The 24,030-nt window shown below is 33.5% G+C and carries 24 protein-coding genes and 1 pseudogene; 11 read left to right on the top strand and 14 right to left on the bottom strand.

Going from position 1 to position 24,030, the window contains the following annotated elements; all coding sequences use genetic code 11:
- Positions 1–260 precede the first annotated feature (260 nt).
- Positions 261–974, top strand: coding sequence for a LytR/AlgR family response regulator transcription factor (locus ACQKN2_RS08665; RefSeq protein ID WP_427414605.1), 714 nt, complete (start codon positions 261–263; stop codon positions 972–974).
- On the top strand, positions 974–2,155 hold the full coding sequence (locus ACQKN2_RS08660; RefSeq protein ID WP_427414604.1) for a sensor histidine kinase: 1,182 nt from the start codon (positions 974–976) through the stop codon (positions 2,153–2,155). Before ACQKN2_RS08665 ends, ACQKN2_RS08660 begins: the two co-directional genes overlap by 1 nt.
- Before the next feature lie 218 nt (positions 2,156–2,373).
- Here the strand turns inward: ACQKN2_RS08660 and ACQKN2_RS08655 are convergent.
- The 4 genes and pseudogenes from ACQKN2_RS08655 to ACQKN2_RS08640 form a co-directional block, all read right to left on the bottom strand.
- A pseudogene (locus tag ACQKN2_RS08655) lies at positions 2,374–2,638 on the bottom strand (IS110 family transposase); the annotation flags it as partial.
- 628 nt (positions 2,639–3,266) lie between these two features.
- Complete coding sequence (locus ACQKN2_RS08650; protein WP_427414603.1) at positions 3,267–4,034, bottom strand: DGQHR domain-containing protein; 768 nt, start codon at positions 4,032–4,034, stop codon at positions 3,267–3,269.
- On the bottom strand, positions 4,010–4,663 hold the full coding sequence (locus tag ACQKN2_RS08645) for a PA2928 family protein (RefSeq protein WP_427414602.1): 654 nt from the start codon (positions 4,661–4,663) through the stop codon (positions 4,010–4,012). Before ACQKN2_RS08645 ends, ACQKN2_RS08650 begins: the two co-directional genes overlap by 25 nt.
- Positions 4,664–4,862: 199 nt before the next feature.
- Complete coding sequence (locus ACQKN2_RS08640; RefSeq protein WP_427414601.1) at positions 4,863–5,168, bottom strand: antibiotic biosynthesis monooxygenase family protein; 306 nt, start codon at positions 5,166–5,168, stop codon at positions 4,863–4,865.
- 91 nt (positions 5,169–5,259) lie between these two features.
- Between ACQKN2_RS08640 and ACQKN2_RS08635 the strand changes: the two genes are divergently transcribed.
- Complete coding sequence (locus tag ACQKN2_RS08635) at positions 5,260–5,946, top strand: ArsR/SmtB family transcription factor (RefSeq protein WP_427414600.1); 687 nt, start codon at positions 5,260–5,262, stop codon at positions 5,944–5,946.
- Positions 5,947–5,978: 32 nt separating this feature from the next.
- Here ACQKN2_RS08635 and ACQKN2_RS08630 read toward each other — a convergent pair whose 3' ends face one another.
- Positions 5,979–6,881 carry a DMT family transporter gene (locus ACQKN2_RS08630; RefSeq protein WP_427414599.1) on the bottom strand — a complete coding sequence of 301 codons (903 nt, stop codon included), beginning with the start codon at positions 6,879–6,881 and terminating at the stop codon, positions 5,979–5,981.
- 516 nt (positions 6,882–7,397) lie between these two features.
- Between ACQKN2_RS08630 and ACQKN2_RS08625 the strand changes: the two genes are divergently transcribed.
- On the top strand, positions 7,398–8,069 hold the full coding sequence (locus tag ACQKN2_RS08625) for a response regulator transcription factor (protein WP_427414598.1): 672 nt from the start codon (positions 7,398–7,400) through the stop codon (positions 8,067–8,069).
- On the top strand, positions 8,069–9,304 hold the full coding sequence (locus ACQKN2_RS08620) for a sensor histidine kinase (protein ID WP_427414597.1): 1,236 nt from the start codon (positions 8,069–8,071) through the stop codon (positions 9,302–9,304). The genes ACQKN2_RS08625 and ACQKN2_RS08620 overlap by 1 nt, the downstream gene beginning before the upstream one ends.
- Positions 9,305–9,338: 34 nt before the next feature.
- On the opposite strand, the gene ACQKN2_RS08615 is transcribed toward ACQKN2_RS08620, so the two are convergent.
- The 5 genes from ACQKN2_RS08615 to ACQKN2_RS08595 form a co-directional block, all read right to left on the bottom strand.
- Positions 9,339–9,893, bottom strand: a complete 555-nt coding sequence (locus tag ACQKN2_RS08615; protein WP_427414596.1) for a ferric reductase-like transmembrane domain-containing protein — start codon at positions 9,891–9,893, stop codon at positions 9,339–9,341.
- Complete coding sequence (locus ACQKN2_RS08610) at positions 9,894–10,793, bottom strand: FAD:protein FMN transferase (RefSeq protein ID WP_427414595.1); 900 nt, start codon at positions 10,791–10,793, stop codon at positions 9,894–9,896.
- A gap of 12 nt (positions 10,794–10,805) precedes the next feature.
- Positions 10,806–11,048, bottom strand: coding sequence for a hypothetical protein (locus tag ACQKN2_RS08605; RefSeq protein ID WP_427414594.1), 243 nt, complete (start codon positions 11,046–11,048; stop codon positions 10,806–10,808).
- An 11-nt stretch (positions 11,049–11,059) separates the two neighbouring features.
- Positions 11,060–11,713 (bottom strand): stalk domain-containing protein, encoded by a 654-nt coding sequence (locus ACQKN2_RS08600; RefSeq protein WP_427414593.1) that lies wholly within the window; start codon positions 11,711–11,713, stop codon positions 11,060–11,062.
- Between the two features lie 180 nt (positions 11,714–11,893).
- Positions 11,894–12,391, bottom strand: coding sequence for a S4 domain-containing protein (locus ACQKN2_RS08595; protein WP_427414592.1), 498 nt, complete (start codon positions 12,389–12,391; stop codon positions 11,894–11,896).
- A gap of 459 nt (positions 12,392–12,850) precedes the next feature.
- Between ACQKN2_RS08595 and ACQKN2_RS08590 the strand changes: the two genes are divergently transcribed.
- Complete coding sequence (locus tag ACQKN2_RS08590) at positions 12,851–12,955, top strand: YjcZ family sporulation protein (RefSeq protein ID WP_427414591.1); 105 nt, start codon at positions 12,851–12,853, stop codon at positions 12,953–12,955.
- A gap of 328 nt (positions 12,956–13,283) precedes the next feature.
- On the opposite strand, the gene ACQKN2_RS08585 is transcribed toward ACQKN2_RS08590, so the two are convergent.
- Complete coding sequence (locus ACQKN2_RS08585) at positions 13,284–14,294, bottom strand: quinone oxidoreductase family protein (protein ID WP_427414590.1); 1,011 nt, start codon at positions 14,292–14,294, stop codon at positions 13,284–13,286.
- A gap of 146 nt (positions 14,295–14,440) precedes the next feature.
- Here ACQKN2_RS08585 and ACQKN2_RS08580 point away from each other — a divergent pair, with 146 nt between their 5' ends.
- On the top strand, positions 14,441–14,947 hold the full coding sequence (locus ACQKN2_RS08580; RefSeq protein WP_427414589.1) for a MarR family transcriptional regulator: 507 nt from the start codon (positions 14,441–14,443) through the stop codon (positions 14,945–14,947).
- A 150-nt stretch (positions 14,948–15,097) separates the two neighbouring features.
- Here the strand turns inward: ACQKN2_RS08580 and ACQKN2_RS08575 are convergent, their stop codons facing one another.
- Positions 15,098–16,840: an MFS transporter gene (locus ACQKN2_RS08575; protein ID WP_427414588.1), complete on the bottom strand. Its 1,743-nt coding sequence runs from the start codon at positions 16,838–16,840 to the stop codon at positions 15,098–15,100.
- A 24-nt stretch (positions 16,841–16,864) separates the two neighbouring features.
- A complete protein-coding gene (locus ACQKN2_RS08570; protein WP_427414587.1) occupies positions 16,865–17,401 on the bottom strand; it encodes a PadR family transcriptional regulator in 537 nt (178 codons plus the stop codon).
- A 505-nt stretch (positions 17,402–17,906) separates the two neighbouring features.
- On the opposite strand from ACQKN2_RS08570, the gene ACQKN2_RS08565 reads away from it, so the two are divergent.
- From ACQKN2_RS08565 to ACQKN2_RS08550, 4 genes are all read left to right on the top strand, one after another.
- The gene (locus tag ACQKN2_RS08565; protein ID WP_427414586.1) at positions 17,907–18,344 is read left to right on the top strand and encodes a LytTR family DNA-binding domain-containing protein; all 438 of its coding nucleotides are present in this window, start codon (positions 17,907–17,909) and stop codon (positions 18,342–18,344) included.
- Between the two features lie 12 nt (positions 18,345–18,356).
- On the top strand, positions 18,357–18,791 hold the full coding sequence (locus tag ACQKN2_RS08560) for a DUF3021 family protein (protein ID WP_427414585.1): 435 nt from the start codon (positions 18,357–18,359) through the stop codon (positions 18,789–18,791).
- 185 nt (positions 18,792–18,976) lie between these two features.
- On the top strand, positions 18,977–20,281 hold the full coding sequence (locus tag ACQKN2_RS08555; RefSeq protein WP_427414584.1) for an alpha/beta hydrolase family protein: 1,305 nt from the start codon (positions 18,977–18,979) through the stop codon (positions 20,279–20,281).
- A 471-nt stretch (positions 20,282–20,752) separates the two neighbouring features.
- A complete protein-coding gene (locus ACQKN2_RS08550; RefSeq protein ID WP_427414583.1) occupies positions 20,753–21,016 on the top strand; it encodes a gamma-type small acid-soluble spore protein in 264 nt (87 codons plus the stop codon).
- Between the two features lie 415 nt (positions 21,017–21,431).
- On the opposite strand, the gene ACQKN2_RS08545 is transcribed toward ACQKN2_RS08550, so the two are convergent.
- On the bottom strand, positions 21,432–23,384 hold the full coding sequence (locus tag ACQKN2_RS08545; RefSeq protein ID WP_427414582.1) for an LTA synthase family protein: 1,953 nt from the start codon (positions 23,382–23,384) through the stop codon (positions 21,432–21,434).
- Positions 23,385–24,030 lie beyond the last annotated feature (646 nt).

The following is a 24,030-nucleotide window of genomic DNA, read 5'->3' as shown; positions in this document are numbered from 1 at the left end:
CTGCAAGTTATATGTAATTTTTGACATAATTTCTATTCTAGTCTAATGATTGGATAGAGAGAATAGAATCTTTTCTAATAATAAAATGTCTAATTAAACTGGTTATGGAAGATGGTTGTAGAATGGTAGAAGTGGCTAAGTATTTAAACTAATTTACAACTTCTTCCTGAATGGTGGTAAACTATAAAAATAACAAGCATTTTCAGAATGTCTCAGGTTTCTGTCTAGGACAAATATAGTAAGAATTTAGGAGTGAAACGATGGTAATAAAAGTTGCTATTTGTGATGATGTTCCAGTTATTGCAAAAGCTATTGAAGATTTAATGTTAGAATATGACTCCTCGTTATTTGATATTGATATATTCTACAATCCATTTCGTTTAATTGAATTACTTAAAGAAAATACATATGATTTGTTTATTTTAGATTTTGAGTTTCCAAATCTATCGGGAATAGTGATTGCCGAGACCATTAGAAAGAATAATTATAATTGTCCAATTATCTTTATTACAAATTTCAAAGAATATATGGAAAAGGCTTTTAAGGTTAACACTTTTGATTACATTTTAAAACCAGTAACAAAAGACAAACTATATCCTACTTTGAATCGCGCTATTAAATATTTAGATTTAGATGATTCAAAATTTATGTTTACATTTAACAAAGTTTTTTACAGTCTTTCTTTTGGTGAAATTATTTACTTTGAAAAAAATAAAAGGAAAGTACTTATTCACACACCCTCTGATATATATGAAACGATTCTTCAAACAAAAGACCTTTTATCCAAAGTTAATGATAATTTTGTGCAGGTCCACAACTCGTTTATTGTTAATGTTAGATATGTAAAACAAATTAGCAATAATACAATTACCGCCAATTTAAATGATAAGCAAACTGTTGAAATACCAATAAGTCGTAAATTTATAGATAGTGCTAGAAAACAAATTTTGATGAAGTTAAGAGACATAATATAATGAATGACACTATCGTTACATTATTCAACTTTAACAATCTTCCTTATATACTGATCAATATTGTCTTCACTGCTTTATTGTTTTTAGTTATCGCAAAGAGGACTCAGATAGATTTGAGAAAAGAGTTCTTTTGGGTAATTTATTTACTATTTATGTTTTTAATCTGTGATTCCGTTTCGTTTTTTATTACGAAAATGGTATTACGATTAGAAAGTTATGATTCAAATTTCCTCTTTATTGCTGGAGGAGGAGGTATGGCTATAATTTTAAAACTAATGGCTGTAGCTGTTCTTAAAATTATCTTTCTTCAAAAGCGTAAATTAAAGAGACCTATAAATGTTTTTCTCCTAATGGCACTAATTTCTATACCAATGATATCGATATTTGTGTTAAGTACTGCTGTAGTATCTGAAATTCATATTATTAATCAACCTAATTTTATTTTTATATTGATTGCTACTTGTATAATTTATATGAATTTATGCATACTATATCTTTATATAACCCTCGGAAATTATTATGAAAAGCTTGAAAAAACTAAAACGCAAAAAAAAGTATTTGAATCAGAATTGAAATTTTTCAAACAACTAAAGGATTCACAATCTAAACTATATTCAATGAAGCATGACTTAAAAAATCAATACGTAGTTCTATTGGGTATGTTAAGTCAGGGAGATACTGCTGGAGCTGAAAAATATCTTCAAAATTCGATACAGAAAATCGAACACATTGATTATTATTTTACAAATAACTATGTGCTAAATTATCTTCTGAATGAAAAAACATCTATTGCTGAAAGCAATGGAATAACTTTAAACGTTAAATCTTTCTTTCCTGAAAAAATTAAATTAGATACTGATATTTTTGCAGTTGTGCTAGGAAATTTAATAGATAATTCTTTAAACGCAGTCTTACGTTTATCTAATTCTAAAGAAAAAGAGATTTCACTTCTTATCAAACAATTTGATAATAATCTACTTATAGAAATTTCAAATGTATTTGATACTGCGGAGCTTCAAACTCGAAAGAATAGACGATTCGAGGGAATAGGAATTAAAAATGTGAAAAGAATTGTAGAAGAGCATGGTGGAATTTATAATCAACGGATTCAAGATAATCAGTATATCGTAAGTATACTTTTACTCAATGTATATGAAAAAGAAGATGAATGTAATAGCTAAAATAGAATCAACAGAAACTGCTTGAATCGAATGAACACTTTTCGCCAAAATTCGTCAAATCTTATAAACTAGAAACATTCTGTTTATAGGAGGCTGTATCAATGGAGGAGAAGCTCGTGTTATATATTGAGATTCACCAATTAAAAAAGCGAGGTTTAAGGATCTCACAAATTGCAAAACATTTCAGTTTGAAATACTCCCCGTCAAGTAGACAATGTAAATAAAAAGAACGGAATCAGATAGTGGCCTGTAGGCTCAATCCCTATTTTACTTCAGTTTTCTTAGCTTCCTTCATCGTTTGAAGAATCTTTTCATACAAGTTTTCAAAGCCTTCTTTCGATTGATGTACCGCAAAAGCTTTTTCTATTACTCGTCCGCGTTCATCGACAAAACATGCGTAATGAATATGCTTGGCAATATCCATACCGACAACGAGTGTATTTCAGTAACTTGATTAATTTTATTATTCCATTTAAAATGCATAAAGGAGTCCTCCTTGTTTGATGATGGGTCAATGGTCGCTGACACTCAAGCATCATACTAGAGAGCTCCTTTTCTTTCAAGACCTCGAACATCCTTCAAACAGGAATGCTGCCCCGTTAGTTAAAGTATGATTCTTCACCAATTCTTTGGTATTCGCAGTAAGTAGTTGATAACCCTACTTATTAATTTCCTTATATTGTGCAGTAAAATTCTGATTACATAAACCAACATAACATCTAAAACACAATATTTGCGAAGCCATTAAATAATTCAAATCTATTAAAATAACCAGAATTACTTTTCTTTTTTATTTCGCAACACTACACTAATAATTATGAAGATGAAACTTAATAAAAGAAGAAATAAGCCACCTAGAATGATTAATCCTATCAATTTCAAAACTATGCTCCTCCTTCCTATACGTAAAGCTGAACATTATCTTTCAGATATTCATTCAATATAGTGATGAAATTTAAAATCCCACTTTTGTATATCTATTTAAAATAACCTTCTACTCCTTATTATTCAACTAAACTGCTCCGTTAGTTGAATGGCAATAATCTTTTGGAAAACAACCTTAAATAAAAGTAACCTCCGAAAAAAATGGAGGTTACTTTTGTTTAAATAGTTAATTATAAAGGCAATTTAAAATATCATCTGCTAACATTTTAGAACCTGCAGCTCCCTTAATGTACTTTAAATTTCCTGAAGATAACCAATCAATTTCTTTTAAATTATTCAAAAGTTTGGTTATTTTAACAGAATCAGGTTGTTGGGATTTCATTGAATAATTTTCATTAATTATTTCGTTCCCAACAATTGCTAACGTGTTTAAACAAGTAATATGTGTCATTCTGTACAACTGATTATCATCCCAATGCTCAGGAAATAATTCTTTTATCAAATTGAAGTAATATAAAGCTATGTTTAGTTTTCGTTCTTTAGAGAGGTTTGCTAAAGCAGATTTCTTGGTTAATAATTTTATGATATTGTATAGATTTTGCAATGTTACGTTTTTTTCTTTAGTTCTTCTCCCTATTAATGTCCCTTTACTAAAGAAGGGACTCCCGGGCTTAAGAATTAAATTTGTAGCTACCCAGCTAATTTCATCATTATCCCTATTTAAATAGCGACTTAATGATGTACCAATACCCTTAGCTTTTGAATTAATTACATCAAATAATTTAATTTCTTCCTCCTCATCTAAATAATGAAATGCCAAAAAGGGAACGATACTATCTGCACTTTCTCGCTTCGTTTGTCGATAGGATACAATGGCTGTTTGTTGTTGCAGATCCACAACTAATACAGCCGGCTCTAGATTCTTGTAAGCTTGAATAGCAGGTTCGGCTAATACATTGCTACTAAATTCTAGAACCTCTTGATAATCCTCCAACTGTTGATTATGCGAAGCAAAATAACCTGGAATATGGATTCTATGAAAAATTTTGTAGAAAGATATGTTTCTGCTTTGTTATCTTCGCTTAATTTTTTGCCATCAAAGCGATAAAATTTCCCATCGACACCCTCGAAATAAAGATTATTTTGCAACAAAGCTATGTTATGGGAACCATTATCTAAAACATCTATTAACTGTTTGTGTTTTTCTGTAAATTCCTTTTCAGAGAGCTTTTCTTTTCCAGTTTTTATATCTAATAATGAAAGTTTCCCATAATCATCGTCACGATGATGAACAAGAAGCCCCATAAAATTGCCAATCAGTGTCTCTTTACTTGAAGAATATTTGGTCCACTGTTTTTCACCTGTTTGCAAATTAATTGCTACAATTTGATGATGTGAAATAATTTGAGTAATCCCATTAGTTGTACCGTTATTTTCAGATCCTTCAACCATTTGGACAGCAATTTTCTGTGCATCATCTGTATAAATAGGAGACTCGGAATTGATTGGGAAGCTTCGACCAGCTAAGCCAAAAGCAATCATCAAAAGATTACCCAAAAAAGCATAAAGGATAAAAGTTATGACAAAAGAAGCCTTAAATCGGCGTTTAAACAGAGCATACAATAATAATAATAGTCCAACGCCAATGACAATACCTAAAAAGATATCGTGAACAAGCCATCCATTAAAGCGCCACGAATCAATATATCATTGAAAAAAGTTGTCCAATTCTCCCCCTCCTCAGATATACTGGTTTTCAAGGTTAATTAAAATCGGAATTATATGAATTCTTCCTATAAATTTAGTTTTGACGTTTCCCGATTTAATTAAAAGAATAATCTTTTATGACTTTACAAATTTCTACATTATATTGGCTGTACCATTTTTCTTTTCCTAATTTCTGTGCAACTAGATGTTTTGAATTTTCTTTCCATGCCTGAATCGCGTCTAGTGATTCCCAATAGGATACAGTAATTCCCTTACCTTCGGAATTTCTAGCACTTTCTAGACGGATAAAACCCGGCTGCTTTTGTGCTAGTTCATCCATTACTTCTGCCATCTTAGCATAGCCTTCTCCATCCTCTTCTGTTCTTTGTGAAGTGAAAATTACAGTATAATATGTTTTCATAGTTATTTACTCCCACCTTTTTATGTATTATTGTAAACGATAGATACTTAAATGAATATCGAAATATGGAATGCAGAAAGGATAGTGACAAATGGGTATTAATCCAAACATGGCTGAAATCGCTTCTCTCCTTGGAGAAACTTCAAGAGCTACAATGCTTGCTAGCATGATGGATGGTCGTTTTCATACTGCTAGCGAATTAGCTTACATGGCGGCTATTAAACCTCAGACTGCTAGTTTTCATCTCGCTAAGTTAGTAGAAGGTAACCTTGTTAGTGTAGAGAAACAAGGTCGTCATCGATATTTTCAGTTAGCAGGTGAAGAAATTGCACAATTACTAGAATCCTTCCTAGCTATTTCTCCACCACCTGAAGTACGTTCTTTAAAACAATCTAGCCAAATGAAATTATTACAGGATGCAAGAACTTGCTATGACCATTTAGCTGGTAAACTAGGCGTTCAATTAACAGAATCATTGCTTAACGCTAGTTATCTAAAATTAGAGGAAAAGCAGTTTCTCATAACAGCTGAAGGCGCACAATTTTTTGCGGATTTCGGTCTTGATTTAGATGATTTAAAAAGAAAGCGTCGATCATTTTCCCATGCATGTTTGGATTGGAGCGAGCGACGTTATCATCTAGCGGGCGCACTCGGTCAAGGAATGATGACACATTTTTTAAGCTTGGGATGGGTGACTCGTGTCCCAGCTATTCGTGCCATTAAAGTGACTGAAAAAGGACGAGCAGGCTTTAAAGAAGTTTTTAAATTTGAAGTTTAAATGATTTATCTTCTTTCGTAGGTAGACTTTGCTCAAATACTATCATTCAAAGTCTCTCCACGGATATTTTTATTAGATTTAGCTGTACAGTTACGGTTCACTAAGTAGATACCAACAATAATAAACAGCCCACCGAAAACTAATGATAGTTTTAATGGTTCATCTAAAAGTACCCATCCTGTTAACACGCCGAAAAAAGGAGCTAAAAACAAAAAGGCACTCGTTTTTCCAGGGTCACTATTTTGTAAAAGATAATACCAGCCTGCAAATTGAACAATTGACGAGAAAATACTGAGCCATAATAAAATGAATACAGAATGAACATTAACAATAAAAAATGGTTGTTCTGACACAAAACTAGCCAGTAAAAGTAATAGACCACCAAAAAGCATTTGATAGGCTGATAGTACCCATGTATCAAATAACACGCCCCATTTTTTTGCTAGCAGTGTCGCAATGGCCCAGAAAACGGCCGACAGAATGCCAAAAATAATGCCAATTTCAATTTTAACTTGTGCACCCATTGTAATCATAACACCAATTACCCCCAACAAAACACCACACCATTGATACGATCTGTAACGTACCTTCGTAAATATTGTAGCAAATACGACTACAAGCAAAGGATTCGTAAATGTTAAAATAGAAGATTCACTTGCCGTAATTGTACGTAAGCTTAAAAAAATACAGCCCATTACACCAGCAGTTTGAAACGCCCCTATCGTTAATATTTTAATCCAGCCTTCTTTCGAGGTCGGATGAGGTCTTTTTAAAGCAATCACGATGACAGCCATCATCATCCCTGCTAGTATAAATCGGAGTGCAGCCATTAACAGTGGAGATGAATACGGCAACCCCAATTTGACAACGGCAAATGAAGATCCCATTAAAAATGTTGTCAAAACTAATAATGCTATAAATTTATAAATATTCATTATTTGTCCCCCTATTTCTATGTTTATTGATCATCATCATCACTAAAAGTTTGGGATACATTTATTAAAACGTTTGCCATGTATATAAGTTGATTGGAGTGGAGGCTGGGTGACTCCTTGGGGAACAGCGATAGGGGAACGAAGGCTAAGAGCATCACATCCTGTGATAACGCCTTCGTGACCAACGTCGTGTTGGCCCGAGACCCTGGAGCGAGCAGGCAGAGGAACGAAGGCTAAAAGCATCACATCCTGTGATAACGCCTTCGTGACCAACATCGTGTTGGCCCAAGCGGCTCATCGGACGCCCCCAGGAAAGCGCCCAGTCGGAACGGAAATCAACCTCACATTTTGGTGATGATCTATGTCTAAAGACATTATAGACAGGAAAAACTTCAACTCTTATCGAAGTATGAAATACATAAGTTTTATAGAGTGAAAGCGAAACGAACTTTTTCAGTTTCATTTCATTTTTGATGCGTATACTTAGCTGAATATAATCAATAGGAGGAAGCTGCCTTGAAAATATTACTAGCAGAAGATGATGCACGATTAAGAAGAAATATTGTTCATATGTTTAAGAAAGAATTTCACAATGTGACTGAAGCAGAAAATGGACAGGAAGCGCTAGACCATACGCTTACGGAGAAATATGATCTTGTTATTTTAGATTGGATGATGCCGTACGTTAGTGGCATTCAAGTATGCCAACAGTTACGAAACACTGGATTCAATGGTAGTATTTTAATGCTTACAGCGAAGGACGACACAGAAGACATTATTAAAGGACTTGATAGTGGCGCAGATGATTACATAGTAAAACCATTTAAAATAGAGGAACTGTTAGCAAGAGTTCGTGCATTACTACGAAGAAAAGATAAAGTGATAGAACAGGTCATCCAGATTGATCAGTTACAGCTGAATGTAGATTCCCGAGTGTTTCTGTACAATAATGAAGTAGTGGATCTTACTAAAAATGAATTTTTACTGTTAGAATATTTATTTATCAATAAGGGACGTGTACTAACTAGGGAACAAATTTGTATTTATATATGGGGCTACGATTACGATGTTTCGAATAATTCCTTAGATGCTTTAGTCAAGCTTGTGCGAAAAAAAATTGATGATAGTCAATCCAAATCACGTATTCAAAATGTCAGAGGTATTGGCTATAAACTGAGGGAAGACTAATGTTTCATAAAACGAAAAAAAAATTATCCTATTTGTATGCCATTCTTTACTTTTTATTATTTTCACTATTCGTTATTGTTCTATACTTTTCACTCGTAAAATTAATGGAAAATCAACAAATAAACGAATTGGAAGACTTTTATGTTAGGCAAGAGCACGATTTTTTTGAACATGTTCATGCAAACACTAAAACTTTAAATTATGACCCTAATCGCAATTTTTTTTACTATATTTACACAAAGGATCATAAGTTTGTCCATGGTGATGAATCGTATAAAGGACTGAAGAATCAGATCGAGAAATCATTTGGCAATAGGAACCCAAGTGAGAAACTCGTGCAGCATTATGAATGGCAGGAAGAGCATTTTCTACTTCTAAAGAAGCCCATTTTCAACGACGATACAGTAGCAGGCTATATTATCGTTGGTAAATCTGTGACGTCACAGCATCACTTTTTCCAAATGACAAAGTATTTACTAATAGTTTTAACTTGTATTTCAACGGTCTTAATCGGTCTACTGGCTTATTATTTGGCTGGTAAAGCGATGGTCCCTATTCAATGGTCGTTCGATAAACAAAAAAAGTTCGTATCCGATGCGTCTCATGAATTACGAACACCACTAAGTATTTTTTATAGTTCCCTAGAAATTTTAGATATTGAGGAAGCACAGCAATTAAGCCCTTTTGGCAAAGAATTGATTGCAGATTTAAAAGATGAGGCTGAAATAATGAAAGAGCTCATAGAGAAACTTCTGTTTTTAGCAAGACACGATCAGCAGCAGGATTCCATTCAAAAAGAAATCATACCATTATCTGCTTTACTCAAAAAAGTAAGCTCGAAATTTCAAAGGATTATGCCTCCTGAAATACAGTTTGCTACTGAGGTCCAAGAAAACATCAAGCTGCTCGGCGATGCTTCAAAAGTTCAAGAGTTGCTTTATATTCTATTAGACAACGCGATAAGATATACAAATAGTGGAACCATAACACTTACTCTTTTAAAAAATAAAGACGCTGTAAAAATTACTGTTGCAGATAGTGGAGTTGGTATGACTGAACAGGAATTACCTTTAGTATTCGAGCGGTTCTACCGAAGTGATGCTGCTCGCCAACGAAATGGCACTGGTTTAGGTCTTGCCATAGCCAAAGCAATAGTGGAGCAACATGATGGTAAAATTCACGCGACAAGCACAGTAAATAAAGGCACTACAATTCATATTGAATTCCCTATTTAATAAGGAATCGGGGCTTTTAAAACTGCCCCGATTTTTAATTATTGTGTGACGTTGAAACATTCACTTTTTTCATGAATTCACTTAATGTTCTTACTGCCAGTACTAACATAGTCATCCCTCCGGAAACTACATAAAACATCATAATCAACGTATTTTCTGTATCCGTTCCTAGAAGCACCCCGTGAACAAGTGATAATGCCCATGCTGGTAACACAAGAAAGTGAAGTTTTTTCCATAAGGAGCGATTCATTGTTCGAATCCATAAATCCGATGTCATGATGACCATTAAAAATAGATAAAATGCGATTGTTCCAAGGGCCGATGGTAGAGACTGATAGTTAGCTGTGAAAGGAATTAAAATTCCTTCTATTCTATACGGCTCATACTGATCGATTAGAAGCACTAACATATGCGCGATTACGGTGATTAACCCTAGCCATCCCGCATTTTGATGGATATGATAAATTAAATTTTTATGTGATTTGATAAATGAGGATTTCCTCAACAAACCAAATATAATGGAAATTGTGAAGTAAAAATACGCTAATAACCCTAATAACCGAATCCATTCCCACGTACTTATAATCATTTATTTCACCCCTGTCATCCTCCAATTTGCTGCTTGCCCTTCTTTAACAATGAAGCGGGCACTTTGTTGACAATTATTTTCGAACCATTTCTGCAATTCGCTCTCATCCATAAGAAAGCAAAGTTTTGCCCCAACCTCTGCATCCCATAAAGAAGACGTTACAACTGAAGCTTGTAATACTTCTGTATTGGCGATTTCACCTGTTTGTCCGTTTAATATATGATGTTTCTTCACTGTTCCTTGCATCCAGCTTCGATAAACCCGATTGGATGTAGCAATGGCACCTGTTTTCAGTTTAATCGAGCTTATTTCCTTGTCGATATCCCAGGCATCTGCAACACCGATTGTCCAGGTCTTTTCCCCAGAAGACCACATTTTCATATCCCCTCCCCCGTCTATTAGTCCAAAATCAGGCGATACCTCTTGCTCAAGCCAATTCGCCAATCTTTCAATCGCATATCCTTTGGCAAATCCACCTAAATCAATTTCCTGTTGTGCTACCCTCAGTATTTGCTCACCGCCAAGAAATTCAAATGGTCGCTCTGCCATTAACGGTTTGTTTTGAAATGTCTTGCTTTTAGCTGTATCAAATGGGAAAGATTGATTGTAGCCATGCTGTTCTAATTGACGTTTAAGATATGGAGAAAATAAACCATTAGAAAGTTGATAATACCGATCCGCTTGTATTAAACAATCATATAAGAGCGAACTAATGCGGAGCGTTTTTCCAATTTCTAAACTATTAAGTTGTGATAATTCATTATTTGATTGAAATCTTGACCATTCTTTTGCTACATATTGAAGCCATTTCTCTACTTTTTCTTTCCATACGACATGAATACCTTTTGGCATAGCAATATAAAATTCAGTATTCATTATTTGTAAAGTTAGTGTATCCACATGACCACTCCATTACGTTCTTTTTGTTTTGCGCTCGCTTTTGACAGCAGGTTGACTTGTCATTTCAAAGTTTGTCCAATCTAGCTGTACTAGTTCTTTTTCTTTTTTTGTCATATTTTCCTGGTCTACTTCCTGAATATTATTTGTACGTGTAGAGTCAGCTTCTGCCGGGCTGTTAATTTGGGATAGTATCGCTGCAGATAAAAGTATCCCCGATGCCCCTAATACCCATTTAGCTTTTTTCGGATCTTTCATAGTGCTTCCCCCTAATTCGTAATTGGCTGGCATACAAACGTTTGGTTACTTTCTTGCCATTCAGCTATATACCCCAAGCCATTCGTTATAGTACTAATAGGTACATATAATTCTTCATTTACATAAAACGCTTGTGCAGGTGATGGTGTTTTCAAATTGTTATCATAAACAACGTTAGTTCCAGCACGGTAAATTATTTCATTTGCTTGATGTTGGATCATTAAAATATTACTTGCTTTGTAAAAGGTTGCTTTTGCTCCTAATACTTGAGCTACTGCTTTTCCCGGCACAAAAAATTCCCCGTCTTTTGGTATCACAAAAAAGCTCAGCTCCTTATTTGTACCTTCTACCTTAAACGTAACCTTTTGAGAGCTTGTAAAAGGTAATACTTCTTTATCTGCTGGAACTGTTCGTGTCCAAATATTCCAAGTCCCTTTTGCACTTACAGCATCTTGAAAATAGTAAGTTTCACCTTCTTTTTCATCATCATAGTAATAGTTGTCATCGTCATCATCATCGTCGTCGTCTTTATCGTCCTTATATTCTTTATACTTTTCATGTTTTTTATCTTCATGTTTATAATCGTCTGCATGTACGACTACGTCATTTGTTATAAAACCCGCTAATATAAGAACTACAACAAGACTAATTTTTTTCATCCTCATCAATAACACTCCTTTCATTTGTCTTCATTCTAAGTTTTAAAAATGATACGAGACTGAATTTTTTAAACAAATTTTTACAGACAAAAAGCCATTTCTATGGACAGATTCGACTGCACTTAGAAATGGCTTTGCTCATTAGGCAATTATTTTTAATATTTCAATCAAAGTACTTAAAATCTTTTAGTCAATGAAAATGGCAATACATTCGCCCTTTGACAATCTTGAACTAGGTTTGATGACTTGCTCATTTAATTGAATCGTTCCTTTTTCAATTTTTTTGATGATTTGTGATCGGCTCCAATCCTCAATTTGGTTTGCAAGCACTTTATCAATTCGATGTATTCCTGTCACATCATCTAGTTCAATGTGTATTACCTCTATTCCTTGTTCTGCTAAGCTAGATATCGCAATCGTAGACAAAATTGAAAATCCCTCTTCCTGGTCTTCCATTTCAGCAACATGCTCTGAGAACGTTTTATAATTAGCTAACTTTTTATTCCAAGTATGATTTTTTTCGCATTTATAAATTGCATATTGATAAATATTTTTTCCATTTGCGTTATGCCTTCGTACATTTGTATCCGTAAAAACAGATAATGTTCCACACATTTTACAGTGCTTCTTGACAGTTCGTTCTGGTAGTTGAGAAAGCTTCCAGCGGAATGTAATAGTTAACATTAATCCTTCACCTCTTAAGATAAAGGTACGCAAGCGTCTATTTGGATATTTCGCAGTACAATGTAAAATTTATTGAATAAATAAAAAAGGAGATCCTGCACAAGGACCTCCTGACACATTGAGACTACAGGGTTGCTCGGTTCCTTTGTAATGAGAGAAATGGGCATACTCCCCCCTTGAAAAAAACAATGTTTTTTTGAGGGATATGCTATCCAATTTATTGATCATTACAAAGTAAAGTTTGGCATACGTGTTGTCCTGTATCCTTTCCATCCAAATAAGGGTCACAATCCTCCGGTGACCCTTTTATACTTCCTCTTCCAATGTTCCGTCCTAAAATTATGTTCTTAATTATCTAAAGCTATTTTTTTCAACATTTTCCTAAGACATCCTAAGATAAATATCGCAACTCATTTTGACAACTATACATATTATAAAGTATAGAAAGGGGGGATTACGATGTCTGAATATTATGGTAGTGGCAATGGCTCAGCATTTGCGCTAATTGTTGTTCTATTCATTCTTTTAATTATTGTCGGTACTAGTTTCATGAGAGTTTATTAATACCTAATACCGCCTCCAATGCTCATAACTAATAGGATAATACAAATTTAGACTTAAAATTATCCTTCCCTTCAAATCTCAACAAGGGTCACAATCCTCCGGTGACCCTTTTTATATTTCCTCTATCTATGCATACTCAACTTTCCAAGGCATCATAAAAAGCCACATCATTGATATGCTAGATTAGCTACAGTAAAAAGCCATTTTTCTAATAATGAAATGATTTTCTTTAATAAAATAATTATTAGCAAGGATCACTCCTTTTAAATTCACAATGTGCTAAATAATTATTGATTTAATGGAATACCCTTTTTCATTATCAATTAACCTAAGGCTTTAACAGAATTCTTCCAACCGAGTTTCTATCTTCCACTCTAGAATGCGCCTTGGCTACATCTTTTAAGGGATACACATGATCTATTTTTATTGAAATACTATTATTTGCTACCCACTTTTGGAAATTCTCAATATATTCAGGCCAATATTTCATATACGGAAGTCCATTTGTTCTTGTTAAAAATAGAGATCCTTTTTCTTGGAGTTTCATTAAATCAAATGGCGGAACATATCCACTTGACTGACCATACATCACTAGATACCCCCCTAAACCAAGACTATTCAAATTTGATTCAAAGGTATCCTTTCCAACCCCATCATAAACCACACGGACTCCCTCTCCATTTGTTATTTCTCTAACTTTCTCAGCAATGTTCTCTTTTGTGGAAATCAAAACGGTATCTGCACCAGCTTCAAGCACAAATTTCGCTTTTTCTTCTTTTGATGTTACACCAATTACTTTTCCTCCTCGTAGCTTTGCCATTTGGCATATTAAACTACCAAGTCCGCCAGCTGCTGCTTGAATTAAACACCATTCGCCCTCTTGAATAGGATAAGCTTTATGTGTAAAGGCATAGGCTAAAAATCCTTGTGTCAGTCCGGCTGCCGCTTGTTGATCAGGAATATCTATATTTATTGGAATCATTCTCTTTGCTAAAGCAACTACATAGGTTGCATAGGTTCCCCCGCCTCCACAGATTACCCTATCTCCAGGTTGTAAATGGTCAACATTTTCACCTACCGCTTCAATTACACCCATACATTGACTACCAATCGAAATCGGTAGGTTATTATTGAAACCTGCTTCCTTTCCGTAAAATTTTTGCTTTACCAGGTCACCACGACGCATCTGAATATCAAGGAAATTCACAGAGGCAAACTTTACTTTGACGAGCACCTCATCTTTACCTATCTTAGGGATATCAAGCCATTCCAATTGCATTTTTTCGGGATCTCCATATTCATAAATACGAACCGCTTGCATCTTTTCTTGAACTCTCATTTTATCCTCTCCTCCAATATTGTTTCCTAGAAACCATATTACCATTTTATGAATCGATGTCAACATTGTTTCCAAGAAACTTTATAAGATTAATTATTTCTTGTATACTATAGAAACAGACTTATTATTGAAAAGGTGAATAAACGATGTACGATAACACAGAAAAGGATGCTCTTGTTTTTCAAATCATTAAATTAACAGAGCAAATTTCGAAAAAATTTACAGACGGAGATGATGAGGAAAAACAGTGGATGGCCCAAAAGGTTAAAAATCCAATTTTAAGACAACTTTTGCCGAATATAACTATAATGATGTTACACGTTTTAGATGCAATTGGAAAATTCGGGCCCGTCAATGGTATTACGATCTCTAAAGAAATGGAAATTCCCAAAGGAACTGTTTCAAAAATCACGCGCAAGTTAGAGAGTTTGAATCTCATAAGTAAAGAGCAGTTACCCGATAATAAAAAGGAAATTCTCTTTTCTATTACACCACTGGGATATGAATTGTTTGAGGTTCACAAGGAACTTCATGAGCATATAGAAAAGAATGTAATTCATTTTTTAAATCAATACCACTCTAATGAATTGGATTTTTTAACTAGAGTATTAGAAGACCTCTTAAAACAATCATTATTTCAATTAGAGGAGTAAACTCCCCCGCCTTCCTTATGGCTACCAGAAATAGATTAAACGGCTTGAGTCCTTTAGAATTCAGAGCTCAAGCCGCTTAATACATTTTTATTATTTCCGTTGTCTACTTGGCAGGGAGCAGTTCGAAAATTATTCATACTCAACATAATATTACTTTACATTTAGACTTTTTCTCTTACCAACTTTAAATTTTCTATTACGAAACATAAAAGCGACTAAACTACAGAGCAAAATAATTGGTACACTCACTTTATATAAATCTGTAAAACTTTTTGCCATTTCTTTTTCAGCGTAATGACTAATATCATCCGAGAATGTATCCATTTCTTTCTTTATGCCCTCTATTTTTTCTTCAACCGCTTTCGTTACTTGATTTGTAATTTCTAACCGTTTTATTTCTCTGTATTGTACCGGGACTTCATTTAAAGCATCATTTACTTTCTCTGTAATAATACTTTCCTTTTGTTGTTGACTTATGCCAATAAGATCAGTTCCCTGTTTCTTTTCTATATTCGACTCTAATTCTTTGTTTTGTATTTTTTCTTTTGTTACTGTTAATATTTGTTCTTGCTCAGCTTTATCAATATGAAGTTCATGCACTTTTTCTTCCGCATAGTGATAAACATTCTCTTTATTTATTGATAAATTATGAGTCAAGCCTGATACAAAAATGGCTACAGCCAATACAATTCCTATTTGTCTAAGCATGGACACAACACTTTGAGAAGCAGTTAATAATTCTCCCTCAAATGTGGAGGCTGTTAATATAGTAATTGGCCCAACAACTAAACCATATCCAACACCTAAAATCATACAAGGGATGATTATTTCTTTATTTGTTGAATCTGCTCCTATCATTTGTAAACAATAATAAGCAACACTCATAACTATAAATCCTACTAATATAACCCGAACCTTACCAAGCTTCTTCATAATCAGTGAACCAAATGGAGAAACTAGAAATATCATGGCAGAAATAGGTGTCACTAAGAAAGCTGCTTCAATTTCTGTTCGATGTTGTATTTTTGTGAGAAACGTTGGAAGTAAAACAGTTACACCAATTAAAAACAAATTACTAAGTATAACTACAATAGAAGCTCCAACAAAAGTTCGATCTTTAAATAGCTGTAAATTTATCATCGGTGATGTAACTTTTCTTTCAACTAAGATAAATAGAATAAAAGAAATAACACTGATGATATAGCACATCCATGCAAAGTTACTCAGCCACCCCCAGGTATTCCCTTTAACTAATGCAAGTGTGAAAAAGAAAATAGCCAAACTAGAAAGCACTAATCCAGTCCAATCAATTTTAGCAACTACTCGTTCCTCATTCTTTATAATTAGCATAATGAAACATAAAATAATACCAATGATACAAATCGGTAGATTCACAAGGAATACCCATCTCCATCCTAAATTTTGTGTAATAACTCCTCCTATTACAGGACCTATGGCAGCAGATAATCCTTGTGTCACCCCTAAAATACCAAGCGCAACATGCCTTTTTGCCACTGGAACCGCCGATACTCCAATCACCATACTTGTTGGAAACAAAATAGCAGCACCAATACTTTGAATAAAACGAGAAAAAATAAGAAAATCACCCGTATTGGCAAGTGCACATAATGCTGAACCAATGCCAAAAATTATTAAACCTATAATATATAGTTTTGCCTTTCCAAAGATATCAGCGACCCGCCCTAGTGGTATTGCTAATACAGCAATAGACATCGTATATACATTCAATATCCAGGACATTTTCTCCAACGATGCGCTCACATCCGCCTGTATTACTGGTAAAGCAATATTCATAATTGTCGTATCAATCATACACAGGAAAATTCCTAAACACATTAAGAAAACGATTTTGATTCCTTTAGATTGTTCCATAACTTTCCCCACTCACGTGTAAGTTTACTTACCTTCTCTTTTTTCTTGTATTGTTAATTGCGCTAATTTATTTTTTAATGTTTCAACTTGTGCAGTATAACTTGCAATCCCAACATCTAAGGAAATCTCCTCCGCAAATGTAATACCATCTTTCCATTTTTCATATTTAAAACGGAGATCTGTAACATACGCCTCTTTTCTCTCAATTTCCTCTTCGATCCACTTTTTCATAGTATTCATATCGCTATAATTCCCAAAATACATCCGCATTAAAAAGTCCGAGCGTAGAACATCCTTCTCTACATCTGTCTTCATATATTGATAAAACTCTTCCCGTCCTTCATCTGTTATGAAATACATTTTTTTATTTGGTTTACCTTCTTGCATCACAACCTCTTTTTTAATCTTCCCTTCTTTTTCTAGCTGTCTTAAAGTCGGATAAATCATTCCGAAACTGCCATCAAAAAAATGCGTGAATACATCTTCAAAAACTATTTTTATATCATAACCAGATAATTCTTTTTCCATAAGTAACCCTAAAACAACATCTCTTCCTTTCAAAATAAGCACCTCACACATTTATTATAATCAACAACCATATAATCATTGTTAATATGATTATTGATTATATATTTTATTTATTCGTTTGTAAAGTTTAACCATTAATACGAAATTTTTATAAGCTGAAAGCTGCAGCCAAATAAATTAAGACTACTTAAATCTGAATTAAGCGCTACTTATATCTGATAAACAAAACAAAGACTGAAACCAATATTGGTTTCAGTCTTTGTTTACTTAATTAAACTATCAGACACCGTTTGTTAAACTACCTGCTCCGTTAATGATCTTTCTTATACTTTATCTGTAACAAGCCCTTTCTTCTACACTTGACTTAGCCAATTCTGGCTACTATCATAATATAAAATCCATACAGTAATCTGATAAAATGCAAAAAATTGTATGCGGAGGTGTTATCATTAGGATAAACAAGCCTATTTAGCCATGCTTCATTTGAGTTTATAAAACTGTACAGAAATAAATAATTTGAATTTTCGTGGGTGATCATTTGAAAATTTCAATAGAGGAAATAAGCCAAGAATTCGAAGAAGAGATTCTTATTAAATGTCATGAGATTGATGACGAAATAAATGAAATCATTAACAAGCTGAAAACTGAAAACCCTATTTTACTCGGACATCAAAATGATTATATTCACCGAATTAAGCTTAATGATATCTATTATTTCGAGGCAGTCGAGGGAAAAGTTTTTATTTACTGCAGGGACAACGTTTTTGAGGTAAAACAAAAGCTATACGAGCTAGAGGAATTATGTACGGGAAAAAACTGTTTTCGCGCATCGAAATCAACTATTTTGAACATCGCGAAAATTTCATCTGTTTATCCGACCATTAGTGGTCGATTCGAAGCGGTGCTGGATAACGGAGAACGCACTGTTATATCAAGGCAATATGTGCCTGTCCTAAAAAAAATGCTTGGTTTGTAAAGAGGGATATATATGAACTTATTTGAATTTGTGCAAAAGATAATTAAGAATTTTTTTATCATCTTCGCATCCATAATCATGGTTATTACTTTGTTGCGACAAATGTTTAATCATGACATGGCATTTGATTTGAAGTCAATTTATATCATTATGGCATTTTCATTTTTAAGTACATTAACGGGATTTATTTTATATTCTCCTCACGATTTAAGCGAGAAGGAAATGCGAATAAGGATTATTATTCATTTCTTCACTTTGGAGATTTTATTGATTGTCCTTGGCAGTGCTATTCATCTTGTAAATGGCACATCAGAAATAATCATTCTTGCACTGCAAATTGCCGTAATCTATATCATTGTTCGTCTACTGTCATGGCAAAATGATAAAAAAGATGCAAAAGAAATCAATGAAAAACTAAAGGCATTGAAGAAAGACTTTGGTGAGTAGTCAAGAAAATCAATAAGCAGTAGTTGTCTGCAACAAACTTTCTTACGGTAAGCATTAGAGCTTGCCGTTTTTTTGCATCTTATTGGCTTGTGAATACAGCTTACCGTTTTTCCATATACATCCTGCCATCCATTTAATATGATGATTTCATAAAAAAATTTTACAAATGAGGTGGAGTAACGACTATGGGAATTTTACTTTTATTAATGGTTTTGATTTTCGAGATTGCTTTTGCCAACTACTGCATAGTAACTAAGCAAAACCATAAAAAAATAAAGAATTGGATTAGAATTGCTGTATTTATTGTATTTGCAATACTAACTGTTTCATCAGTGATTGTCTGGAGTTTCCGCTGGGTATCGCTTGCTATACTACTTTTCTTATTAGCCATAAATGGGACAGTATCTCTTATCCTTAACAAAACAACTATCAAACCATACAAAACTTCTAGCGTTGTGTGGAAGTCCATTATGATGATATTGACATTTGTATTTGCACTTTCACCTATCATTATTTTTCCACAGCACCCATCACCAAAAGTGACAGGAGAATATGAAGTCGCAACCGCTACTGACACATATCTGGACAAGAATCGTATTGAGGAATTTACTGACACGGGGGACAACAGATTTGTTAATGTAGAATTTTGGTATCCCAAAAACGCAGACGGAACATACCCACTATTGGTGTTCTCACATGGGGCATACGGTATCAAGACAAGCAACAGATCTACGTATACTGAGCTGGCAAGCCACGGTTATGTAGTCGTTTCAATCGATCACCCCTATCACTCTTTCTATACTCGTTCAGAGGATGGAACAGTAGCTATGATCAATTCAGATTTTACCCATGAATTCGAAAACAATATGAATAAAGGCGTTTACTCGAATGAAGAACGGTACAATATCATTCAAAAATGGATGAAACTGCGAACAGACGATATGAATTTTGTCATTGATACGATCCTTAAAAAGTCGAAAAATGATAATAACTCCCTTTATCAACATATCGATACAGAGAAAATTGGTGTGTTTGGGCACTCAATGGGCGGTGCTGCAAGTGTGTGGCTAGGCAGAGAGCGTAATGATATAAGTGCAGTTGTAAATATGGATGCGCCATTCTTTAGTGAGCTTATTTATAAGAAAGAAATGGATGATTTTGTAGCTAGCAGCAAAGACTTTACGACCCCACTTCTTAACATTTATTCTGACGATGTTTGGGGACAGCTCGAAAACAACTCCATTTATATAGCGAACAAACCTAATAATGAACACTTCAAAGATGCATATACTACTCATTTTAAAGGGGCAAAACATTTAAGCTTAACCGATTTACCGCTTTTCTCTCCAATACTGGCAAATATTCTACAAGGAGGAAAAGCCGATATTGATCAATCTTACTGTATTGAAACTGAAAATGAACTAATTCTTAAATTTTTTGATTTTGAATTAAAAGGAATCGGCCATTTCGCTCCCGAAGAGAAGTATTGAGCAAAGTTTCTGCCGTATCTTGCACTTGTCATCGTTATTTAGTATACGGCGATCACACCCTATCAACCCCAGTTAATTGCTGGGGTTTTTTAATTAAAACAATGTAGAGATATTTTCATGGGTATCAAATGAAACAAGTTTGTTTTATTTTTTCCTTTTATGATTTTATTATTAGTTGTTATTGTAGTATGTGTGAGAATCTTTTAATAATCGTAAAGACACCTAAATTTGGTACCTGTTGTCCTTTTAGGATTCATTATCTAGGCTATTCCTATGAACATAAGGTTTAATGAGGTTTCAAATTGTTTATTAGTTTGTTGTAGCGTGTGACGATGCTGCGGCTTTTTCTTTTACTCAATAAATGACTTTCTTAATACAGTTAATGTCAGCTGGTATTAACTCTGCCTTAGGATTATTTTTTTCGAATAATAAAGCATCTTCTGTACAGACTACTTTCAGGAGGTGAAATCCATGAATAACAACAACCAAAACTTTAACCAAAAAACCCCTAATGCAAACGAAGAATTCGGGACTGAGACTGATGTTCAACAAATTAGACAACAAATCCAACAAGCAGAAGCTAACAAAATACAAGCTTCTGGTGCAATGCACTCGATGAACGAAGAATTCGGAAATGAGCTTGATATTCATCAAATTAAACAACAAATCCAGCAAGCAGAAGCTAACAAAAACCAAGCTTCTGGTCGATTTGCAAACAAAAACAGTACAAAATAAGTTAATGATCATCATCCCAAACCGGCAATCTTTTTTCTGCCGGTTTTTTCTATTTTACTCATCAGTCCCTATATCTACCCGAAGTATAATAATTTTTCTGCTAACTTTAATATGGTTAAAATAATTCATATCATGAGTAGTATCATCACTACCTAATCGTAATGATCTCGCCGAAATTAGGCTTGAAGAAAGCTGGTCAAAACCTAAAAAAGCGCGAGAAATCAATTTTAGAAACATTGACCTCTCGCGCTCTTTTGATGTGAATTTTTCCTATTTTGATTTAAAAATATACTTGCCCCATCATTAAAATAACATATAAAAAGGCAATTCAAGATAACGCGTAAGATACCATAAAGCAATATAAACTCTTTGATATCAAATACATCTTCTTGAACTGCCCAGCAAATGACAACAATTAATTAGATTCTACATCCGCATCTTTGGAGTAATTATACTTAGAACGATCAACTGGCGTATAACCTGTTGGCGTATAGAATCTCAATAAGTCACCATTCACGACTTTATCAGATAGTTGTAATTTAAGATCTACTTTATCTTTGATAGTTTTCGCAAACTCCAATTGACTATCATCTAGTAGTAAACCTGTTTTACTATCGTAAAATTTCCCGTTAATTGAATAAATCGTAGGACTGACAAAATCACTATTTCTAAATGGTACAATTTCATCATGCTCTTTTGATAATAAGTCTGAACCAAATTGAACAAATTTTTGCGTATCAATTCCTAGTAAATGTAATAGCGTTGGAAGAAGGTCTGTTTGGCCACCATAAGTATGGTTAGTTCCACCTTGCATTCCTGGAACATGTATAAATAATGGTACGCGTTGCAAATTAGCACTTTCATATGGTGTAATTTCTTTTCCAATGACTTGTTCCATCGCATCATTATGATTATCTGAAATACCGTAATGGTCACCATAAAGAACAATCATTGAATTATCATATAAGCCTGATTCTTTTAATTGGTCGAATACTTGTTTGATGCCTTCATCTGCATAACGTGCTGTTTGGAAATAATTATCTACACTTGAATCTCCAGTATTAGCTTTATCAATTGTTACTAAGCTTTGATCCATTTTATATGGAAAGTGGTTCCCTACCGTAATCAATTTTGTATAAAAAGGTTGTGGTAACGAACTTAACATACTTTCAGATTGTTTAAAGAATGGTTTATCTAACAAACCATATTCAGCCATGTTTTCTGAAGAACCTATGTCATAATAACTAGCATCAAAGAAGTGATCGAATCCAAATGATTTATAAATCTCATTACGATTCCAGAAGCTTCCGTTGTTACCATGGAATACAGCAGATGTGTAACCATAATCTTTTAAAATACTAGGAGCTGCTTGGTACGTATTTTGTGCTTTTGTAATATAAGCAGATCCTTGTGGTAACCCAAATAATGAATTTTCAAGCATAAATTCTGCATCGGAAGTTTTACCTTGACCTGTTTGATGGAAGAAATTATCAAAATACATTGTATTCTTATCTTTTGCTAACGAATTTAAAAATGGTGTAACTTCTTCACCGTTTAATTTATAGTTGATCAGGAAGTTTTGGAATGATTCTAAATGTAAATAGATAACATTCATTCCTTTTGCTTTACCAAAATATTCTGCATTAGGTTTGGCGTAGTTAGCTTTTGTATAGTTCATTACTTCTGTAATATCACTACTATCCGCCAAAGCTCTCTGTGAAGATGCTTTCATCGTTTCTACTGAATCATAAATCGTATAGTTATACATTCCTAGATATTTCACAATATAGTTTCTATCAAAACCTCGAGATAATAGTTGCGGACGATCAGCTTCAGCTAGTCCTAAATTTAGGATTGATATTGCTAATGCAAAAGTAATGATTGCCGTTGCTTTTTTATATCCAAAACGATTGGTATCTTTTTGTATTTTTTTAGAGAATCGTAGATAAAACATTACAAATACATCCACAAAGAACAAGAGATCATAAGGCTTTAGTAAAGAAAGAACACTGCCACCTAAATCTCCGAAGTTCTGCGTTTGGGTAACTGTAGGTAATGTAATGAAATCACTAAAAAATCGGTAATAAACAATATTCGCATATAAAACAATAGACATCAGAGTATAAACTACAACTAGTGATGTATATTTTCTCTTCCCTCTAAATAAAAATGCAACTCCTAGGAACAGCATTGCGGAACCTAGTGGATTTATTAGTAAAAGGAAGTGTTGAAGGATTCCTTCTACGCCTAGTTTAAATTGTGCTGTTTGAGCGATGTATGTTTTAATCCATAACATTAAAACAGCTAATAAATATATCCCTAAAAAGTTGTTTAATAGGTTACCTTTTTTACTTATTAAATTTTTCATTTTTGCACCTCTTTTACTTACTTAAATTAAAATCTAGATGTATATTAACTTATAACTTAGATTATAAATATTTTATTATAAACATTTCATTTTAAAAAATGTTACTTCACAATAGCTTTTTTCACAGCTAATGTAGCTTACTCCCCATTTAGACTTCTGTCAAGTTATAAAATAGTTAGTACATTTCTTCCCATAATCGGAAACCTCTTCTATAGAAATCCACCGCATATGTTCGTTTTTCAACTAACATTTACGGAGTATTTTAAATCATAGTAATACCTCATTATTTATTGAATTGTTTTCCTACTTACCTATATATAGCATTCATTTAATTTTCGTTTTACTTTTCTTTTACCTGTGTTTAGTTACTGACCACTTTAGGCCGAGTGACCTAGAGTTTTTCAACAATAGCAATTTTAAAACATAATCTTAATTTTAACAATTAATTTTGATGACATGTACCTTATAATTTTGTAAGTTTTAAATTCAATAATTTAAACAAGTGTTACTGAACATTTAAGGTTAAACAAATTCCGACGTAAAAATAATAAATCTATTAGTAGTAAAAACCCAGTTTTCATTTTAAATTATTCAGCTTTTTGTAATCCTTGATTTTGTAGTCAAATGGTTGTCTACTTTTTGTCTA

Origin of the sequence: Lysinibacillus sp. NPDC093688, from assembly GCF_050280145.1 — a bacterium.
Lineage (GTDB): Bacteria > Bacillota > Bacilli > Bacillales_A > Planococcaceae > Lysinibacillus > Lysinibacillus xylanilyticus_B.
The sequence above is the reverse complement of the archived record's forward strand: the minus strand, read 5'-3'. Positions and strand labels throughout refer to the sequence as shown.